The organism is Vibrio aerogenes (genome assembly GCF_024346755.1).
Classification (GTDB): Bacteria; Pseudomonadota; Gammaproteobacteria; order Enterobacterales; family Vibrionaceae; genus Vibrio; species Vibrio aerogenes.
Genome location: NZ_AP024861.1, coordinates 2,558,791 through 2,581,708, shown reverse-complemented (window position 1 = coordinate 2,581,708; position 22,918 = coordinate 2,558,791). Strand labels below are relative to the sequence as shown.

17 protein-coding genes are annotated in these 22,918 nt (G+C 46.8%); 9 read left to right on the top strand and 8 right to left on the bottom strand.

The features are described 5' to 3' along the window. Positions 1-97: 97 nt before the first annotated feature. Both OCV29_RS11470 and OCV29_RS11465 read right to left on the bottom strand, forming a co-directional pair. Positions 98-1,432 (bottom strand): apiosidase-like domain-containing protein, encoded by a 1,335-nt coding sequence (locus OCV29_RS11470; protein WP_073604582.1) that lies wholly within the window; start codon positions 1,430-1,432, stop codon positions 98-100. Further along, positions 1,413-2,774, bottom strand: a complete 1,362-nt coding sequence (locus tag OCV29_RS11465; RefSeq protein ID WP_217653310.1) for an MFS transporter — start codon at positions 2,772-2,774, stop codon at positions 1,413-1,415. Before OCV29_RS11465 ends, OCV29_RS11470 begins: the two co-directional genes overlap by 20 nt. A gap of 512 nt (positions 2,775-3,286) precedes the next feature. Here OCV29_RS11465 and OCV29_RS11460 point away from each other — a divergent pair. Then, positions 3,287-4,708: a glycoside hydrolase family 5 protein gene (locus OCV29_RS11460; protein WP_073604580.1), complete on the top strand. Its 1,422-nt coding sequence runs from the start codon at positions 3,287-3,289 to the stop codon at positions 4,706-4,708. 115 nt (positions 4,709-4,823) lie between these two features. Here the strand turns inward: OCV29_RS11460 and pelA are convergent, their stop codons facing one another. Further along, complete coding sequence (gene pelA / locus OCV29_RS11455; RefSeq protein ID WP_073604579.1) at positions 4,824-6,206, bottom strand: pectate lyase; 1,383 nt, start codon at positions 6,204-6,206, stop codon at positions 4,824-4,826. 1,008 nt (positions 6,207-7,214) lie between these two features. Here pelA and OCV29_RS11450 point away from each other — a divergent pair. Next, positions 7,215-8,777: a pectate lyase family protein gene (locus OCV29_RS11450; protein WP_073604578.1), complete on the top strand. Its 1,563-nt coding sequence runs from the start codon at positions 7,215-7,217 to the stop codon at positions 8,775-8,777. Between the two features lie 113 nt (positions 8,778-8,890). Here the strand turns inward: OCV29_RS11450 and OCV29_RS11445 are convergent, their stop codons facing one another. Then, a complete protein-coding gene (locus OCV29_RS11445; protein WP_073604577.1) occupies positions 8,891-9,118 on the bottom strand; it encodes a SymE family type I addiction module toxin in 228 nt (75 codons plus the stop codon). A gap of 233 nt (positions 9,119-9,351) precedes the next feature. Next, a complete protein-coding gene (locus tag OCV29_RS11440) occupies positions 9,352-11,271 on the bottom strand; it encodes a methyl-accepting chemotaxis protein (protein WP_073604576.1) in 1,920 nt (639 codons plus the stop codon). Positions 11,272-11,932: 661 nt separating this feature from the next. On the opposite strand from OCV29_RS11440, the gene OCV29_RS11435 reads away from it, so the two are divergent. From OCV29_RS11435 to OCV29_RS11420, 4 genes are all read left to right on the top strand, one after another. Beyond that, the gene (locus OCV29_RS11435) at positions 11,933-14,212 is read left to right on the top strand and encodes a right-handed parallel beta-helix repeat-containing protein (protein WP_261887324.1); all 2,280 of its coding nucleotides are present in this window, start codon (positions 11,933-11,935) and stop codon (positions 14,210-14,212) included. Positions 14,213-14,382: 170 nt separating this feature from the next. Continuing rightward, positions 14,383-15,708 (top strand): IS4 family transposase, encoded by a 1,326-nt coding sequence (locus OCV29_RS11430; protein ID WP_261887323.1) that lies wholly within the window; start codon positions 14,383-14,385, stop codon positions 15,706-15,708. A 352-nt stretch (positions 15,709-16,060) separates the two neighbouring features. Next, on the top strand, positions 16,061-16,480 hold the full coding sequence (locus OCV29_RS11425; protein WP_073605287.1) for a TonB family protein: 420 nt from the start codon (positions 16,061-16,063) through the stop codon (positions 16,478-16,480). A gap of 124 nt (positions 16,481-16,604) precedes the next feature. After that, the gene (locus tag OCV29_RS11420) at positions 16,605-17,222 is read left to right on the top strand and encodes an outer membrane beta-barrel protein (RefSeq protein ID WP_175561595.1); all 618 of its coding nucleotides are present in this window, start codon (positions 16,605-16,607) and stop codon (positions 17,220-17,222) included. 111 nt (positions 17,223-17,333) lie between these two features. Here the strand turns inward: OCV29_RS11420 and OCV29_RS11415 are convergent, their stop codons facing one another. Further along, entirely contained in the window at positions 17,334-17,789 is a 456-nt protein-coding gene (locus OCV29_RS11415) for a hypothetical protein (RefSeq protein WP_073605289.1), read from the bottom strand. A gap of 190 nt (positions 17,790-17,979) precedes the next feature. Between OCV29_RS11415 and OCV29_RS11410 the strand changes: the two genes are divergently transcribed. From OCV29_RS11410 to OCV29_RS11400, 3 genes are all read left to right on the top strand, one after another. Next, entirely contained in the window at positions 17,980-18,702 is a 723-nt protein-coding gene (locus OCV29_RS11410; protein ID WP_073605290.1) for a response regulator, read from the top strand. After that, positions 18,699-20,126, top strand: coding sequence for a sensor histidine kinase (locus OCV29_RS11405; RefSeq protein WP_073605291.1), 1,428 nt, complete (start codon positions 18,699-18,701; stop codon positions 20,124-20,126). The genes OCV29_RS11410 and OCV29_RS11405 overlap by 4 nt, the downstream gene beginning before the upstream one ends. A 357-nt stretch (positions 20,127-20,483) precedes the next feature. Beyond that, complete coding sequence (locus OCV29_RS11400; RefSeq protein ID WP_073605292.1) at positions 20,484-21,260, top strand: class I SAM-dependent methyltransferase; 777 nt, start codon at positions 20,484-20,486, stop codon at positions 21,258-21,260. Positions 21,261-21,303: 43 nt separating this feature from the next. On the opposite strand, the gene OCV29_RS11395 is transcribed toward OCV29_RS11400, so the two are convergent. Together OCV29_RS11395 and OCV29_RS11390 are read right to left on the bottom strand one after the other, a co-directional pair. Further along, entirely contained in the window at positions 21,304-22,023 is a 720-nt protein-coding gene (locus tag OCV29_RS11395; protein WP_073605293.1) for an ester cyclase, read from the bottom strand. A 252-nt stretch (positions 22,024-22,275) separates the two neighbouring features. Then, positions 22,276-22,821 (bottom strand): pesticin C-terminus-like muramidase, encoded by a 546-nt coding sequence (locus OCV29_RS11390; protein ID WP_073605294.1) that lies wholly within the window; start codon positions 22,819-22,821, stop codon positions 22,276-22,278. Positions 22,822-22,918: the final 97 nt, after the last annotated feature.

The window sequence follows — 22,918 nt, the reverse complement described above, 5'->3', positions numbered from 1 at the left end:
CTGCTTTTTTGCACCTTCTCTTTAAGAGCGTTCTTTTTCACAATATTCTATTTTAGAGCGCTCTATTTCATAGCATTCTATTTTAAAAAAAGTGATTTCAGGGTTTGGCCTGAAGCAGTAACACCCAGTCATGCTGGTTCAGTGGTGTCGTGATATTGAGGATCAGGCTTTCAGTAATATCGTCACTCATTTTATTGGTAATGCCGTAAATCGGATTAAACCAGTAAATTTCAAACCCGTTCACACCAAATTCTGAGACATCAAGGATGATTTTCTGGTTTTCAGGAATATAGGCTGCTACCCATTCTCCCGCTTCATGCTTCATCACCCTGACATGAGATTCACCCGCCGGGTTATCACTGAGCAGCAGTTCATTGGCCGGCACCCGTTTTTCTGGCTGATACAACCCGTCGATAAAACGCCGCAGGATACCGATCTGAAAAGCACCGGGATAATCGAGTACCTGATGCCAGTATGGAATGGTATCTCCCCGGTAAGCGACGGCGGCACTTTCCGGCACCTCAATCGCATCATCTTCTTCACGGCGCATCTGCCACAGGGAATAACAGCCATAGGTGATCCCGGCACTGCCGGCAAACACACTCCAGTAGGATGCCCGCCGTATTTGTGCATCGGTATGCCGTGATGCGCCATCCGAGCGGGTAAACGTATACTCATTCATGATCGGGTGTGCTTCATAGCAGGGCTCGGCATTGATGATGGGCATGTCATGCCGGTTATAGTCATGTTCAACCGGATACCATGACGGATAAGCCGCACCCATATGGCCGGTTTGCCAGGTGAGAAAGTCAAGCCAGTCCGGTTGTTCAAGCATGTCGTAGAGGCTTCTGCCGCCCTGAGTGTGAGCCGTAATCAGCTGTGAAGTCCCGCAGACTGCCCGGATACTGTCTGCCATCAGCCGCATCACTTTTCTGTGCTCTGCTTTGAGATAGCTCCGGTCGCCCCCGATCATCCAAATCACATCACAATTTTGCATTTTGTCTGCAAGATATGAGATAAATGGCACCACATTATCCTGATGAAAGATCGGCTGCACATCATTGCCCCATTGCGCTGTCGGGACAATATAGGACCCCCACATCGGCACCAGTGCCACGTAGAGTCCTTTTGAGTTGGCGTAGTTCACTACATTGACCACATGATCAAAATAAGCCTCATTGACTGAAAGGGTTTCAATGCAGTGAAAAGGGACGTGCTGCCCTTCGTAGCTGGGTGTATTCAGCCCGTCAAGCTCGGCGACAGCCACTGCCTGAATCACGTTAAATCCTTTCGCCGCCCGGTTATCAAGATAACGCTTCGCTTCTGCAAAAGTCAGCTTATGGAATAACTCCCATGCGGTGCAGGCAGTAAAAAAGAACGGCTCCTGATCTTCGGTGATGAATTGACGTTTTTTAACCAACAGTTTTTTCATGATGTATCTCGCTTAGCTCTGACTTGAATTGTTCACTTGAATGCTCGTCCAGGTGATAAAAACGGAAGATGGCACCGGATATCATCATGGATATGGCCGGTAACCAGATAAATAGAAGCTCAAAGCCAAAAACCTGCTCCGGAGTGGAGTGGGTGGCTGTGGCCGGATCGTAATGATAGAAAGCCAGCACATACCCCATCAGCGCACCACCGATGGCCATGCCGAGTTTGGTTGAGAACAGCAATCCGCCGCCGATAATGCCGCTGATGTGTACTTTATCCTTTTGATACCCATAATCGGCACAGTCGGGAATGGTGGCCCAGACAATGGCTGCAATTAATTCAACGCAGACGGTTGAGATCAGGAATACGACACAAATGAAAGCAAATGAATCCTTGCCGGAGAGTCCGGCCAGCAGGATGGCACCACCAATGACCTGACTCCAGACCAATAAGCGCAATCGTCCGATAATCCGGTTTTTCAGAAGATAGTTGGTCAGTTGCGGTGCCAGAATGCCACAGATGGATGCTGCGGTCAGAAGAAAAGAAACATTGCCGTCAGAACCGCCTAAAGCGTATTTGACATAATAGGCCAGCGCGCCGAACTTCAGGGTATTCATGATCATATTGAAAACCTGCGCACTGAAAATACACAATGCCTGATCATTTTTGATTAATGCGCGGAGTTGATCCGGAAAGGGGATATCCTCCTGCGCCGGGGTATAGCGTTCTTCGGTATTAAAAAAGCAGATCAGGACAAGCACGGTACACAGTAAACCAATTCCACACATGATGAACCGGTAACCCACCACTTTATTATCAAACAGTGCGAGAAGCGTCGGAACAAACAAGGCACAGATGACATAAGCACATTTTGCCAGAGAAAAACGGATGGCATTGATCGCGATGCGTTCATCATGGTCATTGGAGATTGCCCCCAACAATGAAACATAGGGAACAACCACAAAAGAGAAGGTCAGTACCAGGCTGATATAAGTGACATAAGCATAGACCGTCTTCATGGATTCAGACAGATCGGGTGTAAAAAACACGGCCGCGCAGGACAAGCCATACGGAACCGCGAACCAGAGCAGCCAGGGGCGGTAACGGCCGTATTTATGTTTGGTTTTATCAGCAATCATGCCGATTAACGGATCTGAAACCGCATCAATAATACGGGTGATCAGGAACAGGGTTCCCATCGTGGCGGGATTGAGTTTGAAGACATCGGTATAATAGATGGTCAGGAACATCATGGTCATGCCCATAAAAATATTGGCCGATGTATCACCTAATCCGTAGGAAAATTTTTCTCTGAGTGTCATTCCATGTGTAGGGTTCATTTTTATTATCCTCGTCAGATGATGATTGTTTTGAATATATATTCATCGATGAAACAATATTCAGGATGTATTTTATCTCTTCCGGGGGACATGTGGCGATACAGAGGGGCATCAAATGCGAGAATCATCACTTGTGATGAGGTCAATTTGTGAACAAAGCCAAAAATTTGCAGGGATATTTAGAGCCTGAAAATTGATTTGAATCAATGTTGTCCACCGTTTGCTGGAATTTTTCCGGGCTTCGCTGTACGTCATTCGCAGTGACAATCAGCACAATAATGATGCCGGTTTTCGGTTTTTGTCTCACAAAGGTGCTTTTTTTATGTCAAATAGATTGGGTTTTATGTCAAACAGATTGGGCAATATCCGGATTCTGCGCTTTCTTTGAAGGTGTGGTTGTCGATGATGACGATGTACCGCTTGGGATCCCGTTCTGTTTCTCCACATTGCCGTTTTTTTGGTGCATGGGATCCCTTGTAACCGCTTAACTGAACGTCTGTTGGAGACAAGGTATGAAGAAAACAAATTATGTTGGTAAAGTAAATTATGTCACGGATGAAGATTACTCGGTTTTGATTGAATATACCGCTTTTGATACGAGTGTAACTGAAGGCAGTTTAAGAACAGAAACCTCCGTAACCATTGAAGGTGGCTGGGTGAATGTCGATCTGGAAGATGATGATAAAACGATTATTCATGAACTGGTCGGTATTCCGACTTCCGAACGAGATTTTGGTTTCACGCTTTCGACGCTCAGTATGGACCCCAGTGAAATCATTGCAGCCTCATTTGAGGGTGAGCCGGTTGAAATTTACTTCAATGGCGAGCCGTTGAGTGGTGGCTCAACCGGGGAAACACCGCATGCGTATCATGGTGCATTACGTTTGGGAGATGCCAGCCACGAAGAGAACCCACGAATGATTTATAACCAGCATGATGAGCAAATCCAACTCTGTGGCCTAAGCTTGTTTTGGTCCAATCATAGCTATAGTCAGGTCGATTTATCCGACTACTGGGATACTGAAGGTGTTGCAGGTATTGATGTTTGTGACAAAGTTGCGACTGAGCTGGAAGCCCCGATTATTCGTGCGGCGATAGCTGCCGATAATACAGAAACCTGGAATTATGAGAATTCATACTATGATAATCCGGCGTTGTGTATGAATCAGGTAGATAAAATTGTGCAGGCTGCCACCGCTAAAGGACAATATGTGGTGATTGATTTCCATTCCCATGATGCCAATGAATATCTTGAAGAAGCGAAAACATTTTTCGGCGATGTGTCAGAGAAATACAGTGGCCATACCAATGTGATTTACGAAATTTTTAATGAACCGGTTGATCAGTCATGGGACACCATCAAAGCCTATGCCGAAGAAGTTATTCCGGTTATCCGGAACAATGATGAAAATGCCCTGATTCTGGTGGGGACCGGCTATTATTCTCAGGAAGTCGATGAAGCCGTTGATCAGCCACTGGAAGGGGAGAATGCATTTAATGTGATGTATGTTTTCCACTATTATGGTTCATGCTCCGATCCAACCAACTGCCACGATCATCTGAAAGCGAAACTAGAAACGTGGGCGCAGGATGTGCCGATCTTTATTTCTGAATACGGCCATTCAGAGCCGAGTGGTGATGGTGAAGTATGTGGGGAGAATAACGAAGACTGGTATGAGATTGTCGACCGGCTTGGATTATCGATGTGCCACTGGGCGATCAGTGATAAAGAAGAGTCTTCAGCTATGTTTGTTCACGATACCCCGCTCAACGTGCCGTGGACGGGTGATGTACTGACGAAATCGGGTGGTATCATTGAGGAGCGGCTGCTGCTCAGAAAAGGCTACTCTGAACCACAAAACTCGGTCATCGATCCGGGTAAGGATTTACATATGCTGGACAATCCGTCATCCACTCCGGGACGCCATGTATAGCATTTTTATATGGGTTAAAAGCCCATGTCGGTAAAACAATGCTTATCCATCTAAAAAAGGGGCACATGATGTGCCCCTGAAGGATTTGAACGAGTTCAACAGACGCTGAATGCCATTATAAATAACCGACTTTTTTCGCATAAGAGATGATCTTCTCGCCATAGCTACCGCCCCAGCTGTAGCCGTTGCGACGCTCGGAAGAAATATCCATCAGGTCATAATATTTTTTACCATCCCGGTCACTGAAGAAGCCTTTGTTGGTGTCCAGATCATAGAAGCGATACCACATCCGGCTGCCTTTTTTATAGACAATTTTCTCTTCGACAGACTTATCATACGTATGATCGGCCAGATAAGTATTTGGGCTGCTGAACCAGGCCAGACCTGCTTTGACGGCTTTTTTCACTTCATCGGTCTGAGGCTGGGTCATCAAAAAGCCAAGCACTTCAACCGATTCACTGCCGCTGAGCGATTTCAGCTCGTATGCACGGGCTTTTTTCGGTTGATAGTCGTCTTTGCCGTGCTGAGCACACCAGACGGTCAGCTGACCATTCTGTTTCCACTGCGACTTGAGGATATATTCCACGCCTTTCGTGATGGCTTTTTTCATTTTTTCCCGGTCACTGTCAGAGAAAATATCGGTATCAAAAGGCGCATCTTTACGGCTGGCATGATAAAGCATGGTCAGGACGCTGCTCATGGCATTATCGTTATACGTCACATGATCATGGTAGCCGCCTTTGAGTGGGTAAAACTGAGGCCAGCCACCGCTGCTGTACTGAGCTTCCAGAGTATAATCCATCCCTTTGCGGACGGCGTCACGGTATTTGGTATTTTTACCATCACGGTAAACCTGAGCCAGATAAATCATTTCTGTTGTGGTCGCACCGTTATCAAAGGTGCCTTTACCACTGCCGCCACTGCCTTTACTGTCATACTTCTGATTCTTTGGCCAGCCGCCATTGTCATACTGATAGGAAAGCACAATATCTGCTTTGCTCTGGCTCCATTCTGTTCTCTGGGATTTATAACGCTGGTGCACCGGGTTACCATCCTGAGACAGGACTGTGGCAGACGAGTCTGATGAATCACCGCCAGTGTTGCCGGTGTCATTACCGGATGATGAGCTGCCGCTGCTGGCCAGCACACAGTCAGGGGCGGTAAAGCTGCCATCATAAGAGCCCTGTAATCCAAAAGTGACGTTGTTACCGGCTTCGATATGGCTGTTCCAGTCCAGTGACGATGCGGTCACAGTTTTACCGGATGACTGAATCTCAGCATTCCAGCTGTTGGTGATATCCGGCGTTTGCGCAAATTTTAACTGTGCCTGCCAGCTGTCTACAGCTGCGGTTTCGCTGTCAACAGTCACAGTCAGCGTATATCCATTACTCCAGACATTGGAGGAAACGCTGCATGAGGCTGCCATCGATGATGCGGAAGCCAGAGAACCGCAGCACAGGGCAACGGCAAAAGCTAAGGTATTTCTTGTCTTTTTCATAAGTTAACCAACTATTTATTTTTTTAATCAGAAGTTTTGTATCATTTCCTGTTCACAGCGACCTGATCGCCGTGACCTGAACACAATAAAAAAACCTGAATGACATGCCGGTTATTTTGCCAGGCATTTCACCAATTAATCATTTCACCAATGATTAGGATGGTATATGAATCAGGTTTTTTATGTTTACCATAGATATTTGTGAATCAATATTGTCATTTTCTGAATCTATGAGCTGAGTTGCAAATATGGCCAAACTGTGATTCAGACACCTTTTTTATGTCGTCTTGTGTAATTGATTGAAACCTTTCAGGTATCAATCTGAAAATATAATCAATATAAAACTCCTCCGGCTTATTCTGTTATTACAGAAGGTGTCGGGTATATTATATCCCATGTCATTCTTGACGGATTGATATATTTTTCCTTCACTTATCTGGCTGATATTATTATAGCCTCATCATTTTTATCAAAGATTGATTTAATTTAACCGCAATTTATTCGATAAATGTCAGATAATTATAAAATTTATGGTTGTGCATTTAATGAATTAAATCTCCATTCTGGAATACCATACCGTAAGAGAGAGTTCGTCATCAGATTATTCTTAAATTGTAAAATCTTGTAAAGTTTTAATAATTTGATGGATTTCAATAAAACTTAATTAATTCATATATTTAAATTGATAGTTTTGTCCTTTTGCGTCATTTTTGTTATTGAACTGTGATATATTTCCCATGTTTTTTATTCTTGACTTGAATTTGATCGATACTATTGTCCAAAATGTAAATGAGAATTCGATATGGTGTTTTCTCTTAAATGAAATGCTGTTTATATTTTTATTTATATTTGTTTCAGTCAGTTATTGTGTTGAATCCTGATATTGTTAAATTGCAGGGTGTTTTATAAATATCTGACTCAGATAAAGAATGGGTATGTTCATTATTTAAATAAGTCTTTCTGTCTGTTGTTTTATCTTTCGGGCAGAAGATGTCAGGGAATTATATTATGATAAATCTTACTAATAATAAGCGTAACAAAGTGCGCTTATTAACGTCAGCGGTGCTGTTAGCACTTTGTTCAGCGCCTGCGCTGGCTTCCGGCTTCCACACACAGAACGGCGGTACAACCGGCGGTCAGGGTGGTCAGGTGGTGAAAGCGACCACAGGCACACAAATTCATGAGGCGCTTTGCAGCCGGGCCTCAAGTGATACACCGATTATTATTCAGGTGGAAGGAACGATTAATCATGGCAATACCAGCAAGGTGTCGGGCGACAGCTGTAACACCGCTGATGATAAAATCGAGCTGAAAGATGTCAGCAACGTCACACTGATTGGTGTGGGTGGCGGCGCATTATTTGATGAACTGGGCATTCATATCCGCAGTTCTTCAAACATCATTATCCGTAACGTTCATGTGCGTAATGTGAAAAAATCCGGTTCGCCAACCTCCAACGGTGGTGATGCGATTGGCATGGAAAAAGATGTGCACAACATCTGGGTTGACCACGTCACACTGGAAGCCAGTGGCGGTGAAAAAGACGGTTATGATGCGTTGTTTGATATGAAAAACAACACGAAATATGTGACGTTGTCTTACAGTATTCTGAAAAATTCAGGCCGGGGTGGTCTGGTGGGTTCCAGTGATTCCGATGATGCAAACGGACCAGTAACATTCCACCATAACTACTATCTGAACATCAATTCCCGTACACCGCTGCTGCGTCACGCAACTGCACACTCGTACAACAACTATTACAATGGTTTGATTTCATCCGGCATGAACCCACGTATCGGCGGTAAAATCAAAGCTGAAAACAACTACGTGAAAGACTCAAAAGATCCTTTGGGAACTTTTTATACCAATGATATGGGCTACTGGGATGTCAGTGGTAATATCTGGGATAATATTACCTGGTCTTCAGACGCTTCCAAGTCGCACCCGGCCGGGCCAAACCCGACATCAACCACGTCGATCAGCATTCCGTACAGCTATACAGCAGATGACGCCAGCTGTATTCCTTCCATCGTGCTGGCAACGGCAGGTGCAAATAAAGGTCTGGCTGTTTCTGATGGCAGCTGCGGGACGACCAGTGGTGGTTCTGATGACAATGGTTCTGATGACAATGGTTCTGACGACACAGGTAGCGGCTCAGATAGCGGTTCAGATAACAGCGGCAACGATAACTCCGGTGATACTTCAGGAACAAATCTGGCGTTGAGTGCATCGGCTGACGGCAGTTCAAAAGCTGACAGCAACACCAGCTACGGCAAGGCGATTGACGGCGATACCAGCACGTACTGGTCACCGAAAGGAACAACCGGCCGTCTCAGCGTCAAGAAACTGAACACGACCATCAGTACCGTGAAAATTGTTGAATTACCGGGCACGGAAGGCACTATTACCAGCTGGAAAGTCGTCAACCATGACACCGGGGATACACTGGCTTCCGGTTCTTCAGCGCCGGGTGTGATCTCATTCTCACCGGTCTCACTGGGTAAAGTAGATTTTGAAGTCGTTTCCGCTGCGGATACGCCGAAAATCGCTGAGTTTGAAGTGTATCAATAATCACAAGTCACTGAGACATAAACCAAGAGCCTCAGCAGAGGCTCTTCTTTATGACTGGTGTCAATAAAAACGGGGATGTTTTACAACCAGAGATATTTCATTGTCACTTGTGTTTACAGAAGTGAAGCGCTGTCATCTTTTTTTGTTTCGACTTCAAGCACCATTTTCCCTTCACAAAGTGTCATTTTCAAACGTTGTCCAATTTCAAAGCCGAATTGATTTAACCAGCCACCGGTTAAACTCAGTTGAGGAATTGAATCCGGTCCGTCGTTGCCATCATGCGAATGGACGTGGATATAACGCGTATGCGTCCCTGTATTATAATTATGGTTTATTGTCATTATGTTTCCGCTCCCGGATAAACCTGTGCCAAACTGCTTTCACAAAAAGGAGTTAATCAGAAAGAAGGTTAATGGGTGAGATGTTGAATTTCAAGCAAAAACATATGAATTTGAGATTTAAGTGATAAAGCTGTCATGATTCAGCGAAGCAGTGAGTCGTTGCTTCTGAGATGTTGATCGCACCGGCTCCTGCTCTGGCAGAGAAGCAGCCGGTGTATCGCTGGTTCAACCCGTTACAGCTTAAACTGACCCACCAGCTGATCCAAACGCTCAGAAAGCTGTTTCAAATCGATACTGGCTGTCGCAAGCTCCTGCGCTGTGGCTGTGGTGGTTTCATTAATCGTATTAATCTCTTCGATATTCTGATTAATGCTCTGGACCGTGGTGGACTGCTCTTCGGTTGCGGTTGCCACTTGTGTGTTCCGGTCAGAAATTTCATGAATACTTTCGGTGATCTGACTCAGCTGTGTGGCGGCACTTTCAGACAATTCGACACCGTGCTGAGTGACCTGACGGCCATTCTCAATCGCTGTAACCGCGAGTTGCGCATCATTTTGTAACTGACTGATGATGGTCTGAATTTCATCGGTCGATGATGCTGTGCGGCCAGCGAGCTGACGCACTTCATCCGCGACAACGGCAAAACCGCGGCCCTGATCTCCGGCACGGGCGGCTTCAATCGCTGCATTCAGTGCCAGCAGGTTCGTCTGCTCTGAAATATCGCGGATCACATTCAGAATCGAGCCGATATCCTGTGTTGTGGTCGCCAGTTTTTCAATTGCTTTGGCATTGTTCGCCATATCTTCTGCCAGCAGATTGATAGCGCTGCGGGTTTGATTCACAACATCGTAACCCACATCGCTCAGCGCGCTGGCGTCGGTTGCGGTTTGAGCTGCCATGCCGGCATTCGATGCAATTTCGTGAATGGTCGCGCCCATTTCATTCATTGCCGTCACCACCTGAATGGTCTGGTCGCGTTGGTCCTGACTGTTATTATGGGTGTGGTGGGCTTTTTCCGAGACAAGCTGTGCTTCTTCAGCCAGTGTCCGGCTGGTTGAAGAGACTTCGATCATTGACTGATGAATGGTTTCAATAAACGCATTAAATCCGCACGATAAGCGGGCGATTTCATCCTGACCATTGACCTCAATCCGCTGTGACAAATCACCGTTGCCCTGACCAAGTTGCTCGAATCTTTCTGCAATCTGACGGATAGGCCGGGTGATGCCACCCGCCAGCCAGACACTCAGCAGAATAAAGACAGCAGCGATCACCGTCGTCCAGACCATCATCATGACGGCCTGCTGATCCAGATCGGCGTAAACTTCGCTTTCCGGTACGGCGGCGACAATAAACCAGTCCATGGACGCAATATATTCACTGGCAAGAAAGACTTTCTCGCCGTGGTATTCTGCTTCAGTCAGATGGAAACCGGACTGATCCAGTAATGTACCGGCCGCCTTTTGACCAAACAGTGCCGTCAGACTCTTGCCCGAATCCTGCTTGTCTTTGTGGATTTTGATTTGCCCTTTGGCATCGGTTAAGAAGACAAAACCAGATTCTTCAATCTTAAAGCTGTTCAGCAGGCTGACCATATCATCGAGTGATTTAGACATGCCGGACAGCGTGAAACCACCGGTATCCTGATAATTGGCAAACATCTTGATGTCACCGTTCTTCTCCTGATACAGGCTGATCATCGTTGGTTTACCGGACGCAATAAAATCAAAGAACCAGGAGGCGTCACCGGGTTTCAGCTGGCGCAGAAAACCATTTTGATTCCAGTAGTGGGCCGTTTCTTTATTGGCGACAGAAGCATCGTTTAAGTGGTATTGCTGTTTGAGGTTGTTCAGCTGACGGACCAGCATGCGCTCGCTGTCAGCATCAATCGGATTTTTGCTGATGGCTGATTTCACAAATTCATTGTGGGCAATCTGTCTGGCAGCCTGTAATAAAGTCTGGACCTGATGATCCACCTGTTGACGGATTTGATCGAGGAATGACGGAAATTCGATATCCACAAGGCGGTGCCTGAGCGCTTCTCTGGACTGATATTGTGTGATGGCGCCAACGATCATCGTTGATGCAAGAACGGCAAAGGTCAATCCAAGTACCATCTTTTTTCTGATACTGAATGAACTAAATTTCGACATGATATGTGCCTTTTATTCAAGATTACTGCGGGGTTTGAAAGTGATGTCATTCCGTTGAACCTGCGCATTCTGAATACAACTGACAGAGAAATCAATATGAGACTGATTGCTTTTTGATGGGCTGTTTTTCATCCGCTCAGTGGTGCAGATTCATCATGTTGTTATTCATTTAAATTTTCCGGTGCAATATTTCTGCTGAATGCGTAAACACATGAGTGATGAATTATTCTGATGAGAAATCGCTGATACCGGATTATATGCGGATTTTATTCTCTGTGTTTTTATTTCACTCAGAGAAATACAATCGGTTTTTTATGTCTTTTGGATATTTGTGTTTGAAAAATAAATGATAAAAATCAGTATGTTGAAATATTTATGTTACTTTTGTTTTTTGTCCGGAATATATTCATATGCTGATGTGATTTATGTAATAGTATTTTAAAAATTAAGATACATTGTTTCAGTTTGTGATCGTTACTGAAAACAAAGATACAGTTAGCCGATAAAGTTCCCTCCATTGAATTCAGATCAAAACTGAATTCATATCAAGTGATGATTCAGGGTAATGACCGGTCAGGCCAATCGCACACATCAATATTCAATACAAAAAGTAACAAAAATGCGATCGAAATGACGAAATAAACAACAAGAGGAGAACAATGTGTCTTACTATGCCAAACCATGGGTTGCAGTTGGTTTATCTATCGGCGTTCTGGCAGTTGCCGGATGCCGCTCAGGAGACGGGCAGGCGGATTCGGAGACAGTGATCTGGCAGGCGATCACCTTCGGTCAGTCCACCGATCTGAACTTTGCATCCACCATTTTGCCACAGAAGGTCGGCACCAATGAAGTGTTAGTCAATGGTCTGCCAGTCCAGCCGGGTGCGCTGGCACAGGACTTTACCATCGAAAGCCGCGGGGGAAAACTGGCCAATTCCCATGATGGCATCACCTTTTATTATACCAAACTCAGTACCGGCAAAAACTTCACTTTGAGTGCTGATGTCGTGGTTGAGCAGATCGGTCCGGAAACCGATGCCTCGCCGAATTTGCAGGAAGGGGCCGGATTGATGGTTCGTGATGTGATTGGCACCGCCCGGCAAAATCCGCAACCTGAAGGCCATGAGGAATTTCCTGCGGCATCGAATATGGCGTTTAACCAGATCCGGACCTACAAAGGCAGCGATGAGACGGAAATTCAGATGTCCACCAGCTATCGGGAAGGGATTTATGAGCCGTGGGGGACAGCGGGGAATAAGCGGACGGTTAAATCGTATGCCGATCATCTGCTGGTGGGCAGCCAGTACCATATGACGCTGAGCCGTAATAACAGCGGTTTTCAGGTCTCTGTCACGACGGCAGATGGTGAAATCGTCCGGGACATCGATGGTGCTTATGCGAATATCGTACAGATGATCGAGCCGGATTATCAGTATGTTGGTTTTGCGGCAGCGCGGAATGTGAAGATGCATGTGACCAATGCAACACTGGACATTGATGCCGAAGCAGCACAAACCGTCGATGCGCCACGTTTTGTCGCCACACCAGCGACATTGCGGGTTGAGATGTCATCACCCACAAAAACCGCACAAAATGAATATACCGTGCAGGCCCGGGCCAATTACAGCGGGGTGTTTTCGGTGATTCAGGATGACCAGCAAATTGCCGTGAATAAAGCAGTCGCTGCGGGCGATCTGCTGGCGGTGAAAACCACCATCAGTGGTGACAGCAGCGATTTTGTTGTGAGTTATACCGGCACCGAAAGCGGAATGACCGGGACCAGCAGCAAATCTTTCACCGTGACGCGGCATACTGTCGCCGACCCGGCAGCAATTTATGTCTCGCCCGAAGGCAGCAGCACGGCACAAGGCACAGCATCAGACCCGCTGACACTGAAAGAAGCGCTTCAGCTTGTCGCACCGGGTGGCACGATCCATCTGCTGGATGGTGAGTATGCTTCCGTCTCGCTGTCGCAGTCAGTCAGTGGTTCGGAAGGTGCGCTGAAAAGTCTGGTGGCTGACGGCGATGATGTGGTATTCACCAGCCGGGTGTCGATGGACGCAAATTACTGGCATTTTAAAGGAATGGAAGTGGCACAAGCGCGCTTGCGTATTAAAGGCAGTCACAACATCTTTGAAGATATGAAAGTGCATGATTCTCCGGATACCGGATTCCAGATCAGCTCCGGTGACAGCGGGCGGGCGCTTTGGGCCAGTGATAACCAGGTGATCAATGTTGAAAGCTATAACAATATGGACAGTTCACGAATTAATGCCGACGGCTTTGCCGCCAAAATGCGGGTCGGGGACGGGAATACGTTCATCAACTGTATTTCTCACCACAACATTGATGATGGCTGGGATCTGTTTAATAAGGTTGAAGACGGGGAAGACGGCGTGGTGACCATTAAAGACTCTGTGTCATACAGCAACGGGCGCACGCTGGATGATGATAACAACGGTAATACCATCGGTAATGGTTTTAAACTTGGTGGGGAAGGATTACCGGTTGCCCATGTCCTGGAAAATAATGTTTCCTATAACAACAATATGGATGGGGTCACGGATAACTTTAACTCTGGTTCCCTGAAGATTCAGCATGTGTTGTCTGTGGATAATGCGCGGTTTAATTTCTTAATCCGTAAAAGTCCGTACGATGACAGTGCAGCGAGTGAGCGAACCTTTGAACATAACGTGTCGGCACGGGTGAACCGGAGCAGCAGCTACAACGATGTGGTCTATGCGCACCACACCAGTGATAACTGGTTGATGGAAGATGGTCAATCCCTCAGTGATAGTGGTGAAGGGTTGGATCAGGCGCTGGCAGCAGAGATTCAGGCGGCCGTGGCGCATGATGACGGTACAGCCGAAGGGCAGCGTCAGGCAGCACTGGCACTGAAGGCGCTGAATGATGCCAGAAATAACTCATACCATTCTAAGTAATTGTCTGATCTGAATATATCTGGTTCCGCAAACCGCTCAAGCCCTCCATGGGCGCTTAAACAAGGGCATCCATGCCCTAATGCCGATCACTTTAGACTTTAATCGTCGATCAGTTGAATGATCCTGACAGTATGTAAAAATCCGGTAGACACTGTTTACCGGATTCTTTTATGCACGTTTCTCAAGCGCTCGACATCATCAATCACTGGAAACCCAACCAAGTAGAAACTCTGGCTGACTTACTGCCAACAGAACTCATTGAAGAGGCTTACCAACTCACCGATACAGTTACCCTCAGAAAACGAAAACTCACTCTGGAGTCAATGGCATGGCTGCTCGTTGGGATGGCAATATATAATGATAAGTCGATGGCTGACATCGTCAATATGCTCGACATTGTTGATCGAACCGGTAAACCCTTTGTTGCCCCCAGTGCATTAACGAGGAGAAGAAAAGATCTTGGAGAATCTGCCGCCAAAGCTCTGTTTGAATGTACTCAAAAACACTGGACTGACTGCGCTAACTTTCCTGACTGGAATGGTCTGACCCTTTTAGGGGTGGACGGTGTAATATGGCGAACGGAGGATTCTGAAGAAAACGCTCAGGCTTTTGCCAAGCCGACTTACCGGGATGGACAGGAAATGCAATATCCTCAGGTTCGCATGGTCTGTCAGATGGAGCTCAGCAGTCATCTGATTACAGGGAGTGCCTTCGACTCTTATGCTGTCAATGAAATGAAGCTGGCTGAGCAGTTAATCGAAAGCACACCGGACAACAGCTTAACGCTCTTCGATAAAGGCTTTCACTCTCTTGGTCTGTTACATCAATGGAATGCCACAGGAACAAACAGGCACTGGCTTATCCCTTTAAAAAAAGGGCTTAAGTATCAAGTTGCTCAGTCTTTAGGCCGACACGATAAACTGGTTAAACTGAAAAGTAACCCAAAATCCCGTAAGCTCTGGCCTGAGCTTGCACATGAGGTCACCGTCCGTTTAATCACGAGAGTAAAAGACGGTAAGCAATATGATGTCTTAACCTCCATGACGGATCCAATGTTATACCCAAAATCAGATATTGTTGGTCTGTATGAATACCGATGGGAAATAGAGCTTGGCTACCGGGAGCAAAAGCAATATATGCTGGGTAACAGACTCACGCTTCGCAGTCGGTTGCCCGAACTCGTTAGGCAAGAGCTATGGGGTATTCTGCTGACTTACAATCTCGTGAGATACCAAATGGTGCAAATGTGCATGAATCTGAAAGGAGACTACTTACCTTATCAGTTGAGCTTCAACGGCGCTTTAGCCCATATAATGCGCTTATTAGTTGGGCTCCCTTATTCATCTCCAGGCGCTATCCCGGGGCAGTTGAAAAACTTCTACTCAATATGTGAAAGCTTAATCCTGGAGCCCCGAAGACAGAGATCCTTCCCCAGAGTTGTTAAGCCCAAGCCATGTAAATATCCCAGAAAAAGCAGGGCCGCTCACGTTAAGTGAACGGCATTAGCATCCATGCCCTTGTATGCTTGCTCCACCAGACACATCCGGATGATCAGTTTATTTTCCAGATTGGTATCAGGGAAAAGTCAGGCCGGAAAATAACAGATTGCAAAAAATCAATATCAATCAGTGCCCGCTTGTCTGACGGATCTCAGAAAAAGACAGAGGATTGAGCGTGATTTGTCTGAGGCGGGGAAACCTGCCTTTTTCAGATCAGTGCTTGAGATAAACAAGGGAAATTTGTATTTTATCGGGTGCTGCTGTTGTTCGTTTTCTTTATTCTTCCTTTACAGAAAAAAGTCAGCAGAAAAAGCGCCACAGAAAAGGGTTTACAGGAAAAATCCATGCTATGAAATATGTGCTGATTGTTTTGATGTCTCTGTTTTTTCTCAGCGGCTGTATGGTGCCGGTGAAACCGCGTCAGCCGGGGGGCGAACTCGCCTCTTCGGTGCCGATGCCGACGGTCTCTGCGCCGGCTGACACCTGCCATACGCTCTATACCTGTGCCCTGAAGATTCGGGCCCGGATTGCCGATCATGTCACACAAGGGCCCTATGATAAAAAGCTGTTAGCCAAGGTGAACTTTCAGCTGAATGATAAAGCAGAAGTGATTGCTGTCCGGCTGGTACAAAGCAGCGGGGAAAAGCAGTTTGATCAGGCAGCGATTCGCGCGGTCAGACAAAGTTTTCCGATGGCGGATTTGTTGCGTCTGGATAAACAAACCTATCAGCATTTTACCAACCTGAATGTGATGATTAAGCCGGAATAATGGCTGTCTTCTTCATTGAACTGTGCCTGATTGGTGTGCTTCGGATCTTTATCCGGTGACCGGGTGATATTTGCCTATACTTAAATGTATCTTGATGCATATGGGTATAAACAGAGAGGTTTCAATGAAGGGATATCACTGCCGGCGGTTAATCACCGGTTTATTGCTCTTCCTGATGGCAGGCACTGTGCTGGCCGCAGAAGAGCAGCAGGATAACTCGTTTTCTGATGGTTATCAGCGGCACATGTACATGGGGATGGGATTTGCACTGGCAGATATGAAAGAAAAAGTATCCGGGGTCGGAGAAGCGAGTTTTGACAATATTCTGATTGGCGTGCATCTCGGATATCAGTTCCATGAGAATTTTGCGGTTGAAGCGCGTGGATATGGTAATGCTGAAGACGATGCGCTGGCTGGTATTTCAGTCTCTGTTGACCGGCATTACGCGCTGTTAGCAAAAGGGATTATTCCACTGGATGAATCGTTCAGGCCTTATATCATTGCCGGAGCCGGCCGGACAAAGTTTTCGGTTGGCGGACTTGCCAACACGGAGAATGATTTTATTTACGGAATTGGTTTTGCGGTCAATAACGGCAATCCGGTAGAACTGGAAGTTGAGTGGATGCGGATTTATGATCACAACTTTTCTCAGGTGGTTTCCGGAACAACTTATCATGGTAAAGATACCGTCGGTACTTTTCACCTGAATCTGATTTATCATTTCCCGTCGCCGGGGCATTAACTAAATACCTGATGAAGCCGCAGCAATCGTGCGGCTTTTCATACGTATCTGTGTCCGATATTTGCCTGAGTCACCTGCAATCAGGAACAGGGATTTAGTTCTGGCTATTGGTTACTGTTTACTGTTATTAGGGATTACAGGGCTGTTTTGTCCGGACTGATTGCCGTTCCCCCGGCGCAAAGCCCCGTTTTTCATTGGTTGTCCCTGCTGGTTTTTACCTGAATTATTTTGTAGTCCGGGCTGGTTTTTCTGATTCGTCTGATTGCGGAAATAGGGGCAATCCGGGTTGCCGTTTGCATGGCGGCGGGCATGATTCATATGCATCCACTGACCACGGCCTTGAGCATGACCCGCAGCCTGTTGTTGTCCCTGACTGTTGCGCTGCATTTGATTCATTCGCTGCTGCATGTTTTGTCCCTGCATGTTTTGTTGTGACATCCAGCCATAATGCCCTTTTCCCTGCTGCTGTCCCTGACCATTATTTCCCTGACCATTATAGTGAGCCAGAACGCCGGCCGACAGTGAAACACCCATGATGATCAATAAGGTTTTTGTGAATGTGTTCATAATGTGCTCCTTCGCATGATTTGTGATTCATCTTAATTACATCAGCAAACGGACATGAATGTGTGTCGCAAACCCTTTTGTTTCTGACAATGAATGACAAACCGCCGGGATTGACAAACTTTGTCACACATTCCGTGATCGGCGGTATATAGTGAATGATGTAAAGACTTCATACAAAACGGAAAAGCCGATGGATAAATCTTACAGAATCCTTGTGGTGGATGATCACCGTGATATCAGAGAGCTGCTGAAACGTTTTCTCATGCAGCATGGTATGGTGGTTGCCGTGGCTGCCGATGGGGAAGAGATGGTACAGCAGATGAATCACAGTCACTTTGATTTACTGATTTTAGATCTGATGCTGCCGGGAAAAGACGGCGTGACGCTTTGCCGGGAAATCCGCGCCAAATCGGATATTCCGGTGATTATGCTGACCGCTCTGGGAGAAGAGATCGATAAAATCGTCGGGCTTGAAGTCGGAGCCGATGATTATATGCCCAAGCCATTTAATCCCAGAGAACTGCTGGCACGAATCCGGGCTGTCCTGAGACGACATTTCACCATCCCTCAGGTGCATGATCAGCTTGCCGGGCAGCACTTTGTGTATCAGTTTGATGGCTGGACGCTTGATTCGGCTTCCCGCGAACTGAAAGATCCACAGGGAACCTTAATTGCGCTGACCTCGACAGAGTTTGAGTTACTGGTTGCATTTTTGTCTCATCCCGGTGTGGTGTTGTCCAGAGAAGACTTGCTCCGGTTGGTGCAAGGGCGGGGCGCGGATGTGTATGACCGGGCAGTCGACACACTCATCAGCCGGTTGCGGAAAAAGATTGAATCCGACCCGAAATCTCCCCGCCTGATTAAAACAATCTGGGGTGGCGGTTATCAGTTCAGTTGTGAGGTATCGACATGATTCGCTGGTTTCGCCATCAAAAGTTAATTCATCAGATTGCTGTGGTGGTTCTGGCTGGGTTTTGCATCAGTTTTTTACTCTCTTTTTACTTGTTATCCGCAGAAAAGGCGGAGCGGCTGAACCGTTTATCCGTGTCTGGTGCGGTGCAGCGGGTCATTTCTGTCGTCAGTATTCTTGCTCAAACGCCACCATCGTTGCATTTGGCGATGATTCAGGCCAGTAATAGTTCAGACCTTCACCTGTCTGTTTCTGCGACGCCGCAGATTGAGGAAACCCGGCCGGTCAGCAGCGAATCAACCCTGTTACTTAACCGGATTGCAGCGGCCGGGATCAGCGAAGCCTATTTAACTCTGACACCCCGGATGCAACAGGAGCAGCCGCTGCCTGAGATGCATCACGGTATGATGGCCGGGAATGGCCGCAGCAAAGAGTTCAGTAACAAAGAGTACCGTAACCGCAGATTGAGATTTGTGGCGACCATGGCTGGGTCGGTCCGGTTGCCCGATGGTGGCTGGCTCAATTTTTCATCCGGCGTCAACCCGGAGATAACGCACTGGTCGGCGGGTGTGCTGATCTCCTTGTCGCTGGTGGTGGCAGGGACCATTCTGATTTGTTTGCTGATTATCCGCAATGCACTCAGGCCGGTCAGGGCACTTGAAAAAGCCGCTGAAGATTTTGCCACACATAAATCGGTAACACAGATCAGCACGGATTGTCCGCAGGATTTATATCCGACCATTCAGGCGTTTAATGAGATGCAGGTCCGGCTGACCGGGTATATTGATGATCGCACCAAATTGCTGGCCGCAATTTCCCATGACTTACGGACCCCGCTGACCAGCTTGCGGCTCCGGCTGGAATTTATTGAAGAGGGTGAAGATAAACAACAGATGCTGCGCACACTGACTGTGATGGAAAATATGCTTCAGGCGACGATGCGTTTTTCCCGCGATGATGTTGAACCTGAACCACGTTGCCCGACGGCGGTTGATACGCTGATGCAAACAATTGTCGATGAATATGCAGAAAAACAGATTGTCATTGATTATCAGCCGGGGGATTTGGGTATTTGGTCTGTACCGCCGCTGAGTATCCGGCGTATGACCGAAAACCTTGTGAATAACGCGATCCAATACGGCGGTCAGGGATGTCATATTTCTCTGGAAGTCCGCCGGGAAAATCAATACCTGTCTGTTACTGTGGCGGATAACGGCCCGGGCATCGATGCCGCAAAGTTTGACGATATGATGAAGCCGTTTACCCGTCTGAATCAGGCGCGGGATACCGAAAGTGCCAGTGTCGGATTAGGCCTTTCTATTACCCGTTCTCTGGCGGTTGCACATGGTGGGACACTACGCCTGACAACCAACCAGCCTCACGGCCTGAAAGCAACATTTACGGTTTTAATTGGCCGGGAAAAATAAAACCAATCAGGGACATTCACTGATGAGTTGCGTTGTCTGCGTTGTCAAAACATGAAGGTATGAAGGTATGAAGGTATGAAGGTATGAAGGTATAAAAGAAAAAGGGCCGGTTCTGATCAAATCCGTGTACAGAACTTGTTCACAGCCCTGAGCTTAGCGGAAGGTGTCATGCTTGCATGAGGGGAAAACCATGACACCTGCCGTTAGCTAAAATAAAAATTTAACGTATTGGTTGTTCTCTCTTTTGCTTTATCCGGTCTGTTGACAACAATATGCAACAGTGAAATACAATACAGACATCATAATATGGCTGCACCTGAGAGGTGTCGGCAAAAAATGAGGACAAAAGAGGAACGAATGACAATTTTTCGTGATGCGTGTCACTATAATAATAATTCATCAGTTCAGACGACTGAAGCTGATTATCTTATCAAAAGACTCAATCTGGATTTAAAATATAAAAAACTGCTTGATGTCGGGTGTGGCGACGGAAAAATTTCTGCCGCGATGTCTGCACAGGGCGCGGCAGTTTATGGGATTGATGTATCAGAGGAGATGATTGCTTTTGCCCGGCAACATTTCCCGGAGTGCCGCTTTCAGCATTTAGCCGCAGAGCGGCTGGCTGAGATCCGCGGCCGTTTTGATGTGATAACCAGTTTTAATTGCCTGCACTGGGTGAAAGGAATTGATACCGCGCTTGCGGCGGCCAGAAACAGACTGAAGACAGATGGTATATTTTTTGGCCTGATTTATCCAAGGTGCCATGACTTGTGGGATGCAGCAACATGGGTTGAAACACTGCCAGCCTATCAGACCGGCTCAGCGACATTTTCGAACCCGTATCATTTTTATACCCGTGATATATTTGAAGAGAGGTTAATTCAGGCTGGTTTTGCTCAGACGATGCTTTGGCAGGAATCCAAGCAAGCCACCTTTGCCAGCCGGGAACAGTTCAAAAACTATATCGCTGGCTGGTTACCCCATTGTGCCCATTATCAGGCCTCTTTTATTGACGACTGGCTCGCGCGTTATATGGTGCTGACTGATCAGACGGAGAGTGAGACGATAACCATGGCGTATGACATTATCTATTTCACAGCGTCCTGTACTGCGACCGATGTGTGTTCAGAGTGAGCAAACTTTAACCCGCAAAGCCCTCTGGTATTGCTGTGAATGCTCAGGGATGAACCGGCCGGATCCGGCGCAAGCCAATATGAATTAACAGCTCTAAAACATGTGTGGAAAAAGCCCAGTCAAAGACCTGTTTGGGTGATGAAAGACCAAGCAGCGGCAGGGCTCTTTCTATATGTGTTCTGAAGGTACTGTATTGAATGCCCAGCATGGCGGCAATGGTTTTGTTGTTGTTACCAAGGCAAACCAGTGACAGACATTCGATTTGTCTGCGGCTGAGCTGAGCGCCGGTGATTCGGTTGAAGTGAGCAAACATATCGTCTGAGGGCTGTGATGCCATAGATGGCCCGTTTTGCGGTACACCTGAGATGCGCTCAAGCACATCCGGAAGAGATACATCGGCACGGTATGAATGGATGATCCCATCTGACATCAGCACCATCGTTGAACCGCAATAAGTGATTTTTTTACCGGTGGCCGACAGGCCGAAAAACTCTCCGAGATGGTCTCCGTCACACATCCAGTTAATCTTGACCCAGTCGCCGTATAAGCTGACATCTTGCTCATGGTATTGCAAATCAGGAAAAGCCTGTAACCAGACAGAAAAGGCATTGGAGAGATTTTGCGAGCCAACACAGGTTCTCAGTGGCGACTCAACAATCAGTTGCGGGCTCAGGAACTCTCCGACTTCGTGGTATCTTTTATCCTGCCAGACATGGTGCATAAAGCGCTGGACGAATGCGATATTTTTATCCCGGTGCTTCATGTGATTTTCCCTCCGTTACCGGTGAGTCAGGTTAGAGCGTATTTTGAGTTCACTTGTGTATATCGTTCAACCGGCTCTGGCGGTCATGGTCCGAAAAATCAGTTTATATGCATATGAATTCAATGACAATGCATTTTTATGACCGGTAACTCAGTGATTTATGCGGTGAGTAAAGGCTGTGGCACAGCAGGTGAGAGCGGGAAGATGCCGTCATGATAGCTGTCTTCCCGCTGTGGATTCAGGATCAACAGATCACTGATTATCGAGGCATTGGCTCAGCAAACGGGCTTCACGCTGTCTGCGTTCCGGATAATGATCTCCAAAGTGCATCAGATTATTATAAACATCATGCCAGTCACCGGTCGTGCACTGATGCCAGAAGTGAGGTGTGCGTGTCGACAGATTCCCGTACTGGTGGGCAACGGAAGCGACAACGGTCTGACATGCATCGGGAAGATTTTCAAAAGGCACTGTGCGGTATGATTTCGGCCATTGTCTTTTCAGCCGCGATGATACCTGATGATGGAATAACTGGTTGATTAACTGAGCCTCTTTCTCGCTGATGTGCAGCGGTTTATTTCGCAGCGCTTCAGCAGCAGCATGGTTTTTCAGTCCCAGATAGGGGGATAACTTTGCAACCAGTATTTCCGGCAGTCCGTGGGTGAGTAAATCATGCTTTCTGTAGACACTCAGATCCAGACCACAGGCAATATGGACGCCTGCTTCATGGTGATGTTCTGGTATATAGCCCTGACAATGTAAGCCTTCACATTGTTCGATAAAGTTGAAATCAATCATATCGTTTACCTTTCCTGCTGACTTTGTTCATTGATTACCCCGGTAAAGACTGAACCCGAAGGTTCTCCGGATACGAATATCTTTCTTATTGGCATAA

Bases quoted from the DNA above. Each gene is read 5' to 3' on its own strand.
- OCV29_RS11470 (WP_073604582.1), bottom strand. From the start codon at position 1,432: ATGAAAAAACTGTTGGTTAAAAAACGTCAATTCATCACCGAAGATCAG.
- OCV29_RS11465 (WP_217653310.1), bottom strand. From the start codon at position 2,774: ATGAACCCTACACATGGAATGACACTCAGAGAAAAATTTTCCTACGGA.
- OCV29_RS11460 (WP_073604580.1), top strand. From the start codon at position 3,287: ATGAAGAAAACAAATTATGTTGGTAAAGTAAATTATGTCACGGATGAA.
- pelA (WP_073604579.1), bottom strand. From the start codon at position 6,206: ATGAAAAAGACAAGAAATACCTTAGCTTTTGCCGTTGCCCTGTGCTGC.
- OCV29_RS11450 (WP_073604578.1), top strand. From the start codon at position 7,215: ATGATAAATCTTACTAATAATAAGCGTAACAAAGTGCGCTTATTAACG.
- OCV29_RS11445 (WP_073604577.1), bottom strand. From the start codon at position 9,118: ATGACAATAAACCATAATTATAATACAGGGACGCATACGCGTTATATC.
- OCV29_RS11440 (WP_073604576.1), bottom strand. From the start codon at position 11,271: ATGTCGAAATTTAGTTCATTCAGTATCAGAAAAAAGATGGTACTTGGA.
- OCV29_RS11430 (WP_261887323.1), top strand. From the start codon at position 14,383: ATGCACGTTTCTCAAGCGCTCGACATCATCAATCACTGGAAACCCAAC.
- OCV29_RS11425 (WP_073605287.1), top strand. From the start codon at position 16,061: ATGAAATATGTGCTGATTGTTTTGATGTCTCTGTTTTTTCTCAGCGGC.
- OCV29_RS11420 (WP_175561595.1), top strand. From the start codon at position 16,605: ATGAAGGGATATCACTGCCGGCGGTTAATCACCGGTTTATTGCTCTTC.
- OCV29_RS11415 (WP_073605289.1), bottom strand. From the start codon at position 17,789: ATGAACACATTCACAAAAACCTTATTGATCATCATGGGTGTTTCACTG.
- OCV29_RS11410 (WP_073605290.1), top strand. From the start codon at position 17,980: ATGGATAAATCTTACAGAATCCTTGTGGTGGATGATCACCGTGATATC.
- OCV29_RS11405 (WP_073605291.1), top strand. From the start codon at position 18,699: ATGATTCGCTGGTTTCGCCATCAAAAGTTAATTCATCAGATTGCTGTG.
- OCV29_RS11400 (WP_073605292.1), top strand. From the start codon at position 20,484: ATGACAATTTTTCGTGATGCGTGTCACTATAATAATAATTCATCAGTT.
- OCV29_RS11395 (WP_073605293.1), bottom strand. From the start codon at position 22,023: ATGAAGCACCGGGATAAAAATATCGCATTCGTCCAGCGCTTTATGCAC.
- OCV29_RS11390 (WP_073605294.1), bottom strand. From the start codon at position 22,821: ATGATTGATTTCAACTTTATCGAACAATGTGAAGGCTTACATTGTCAG.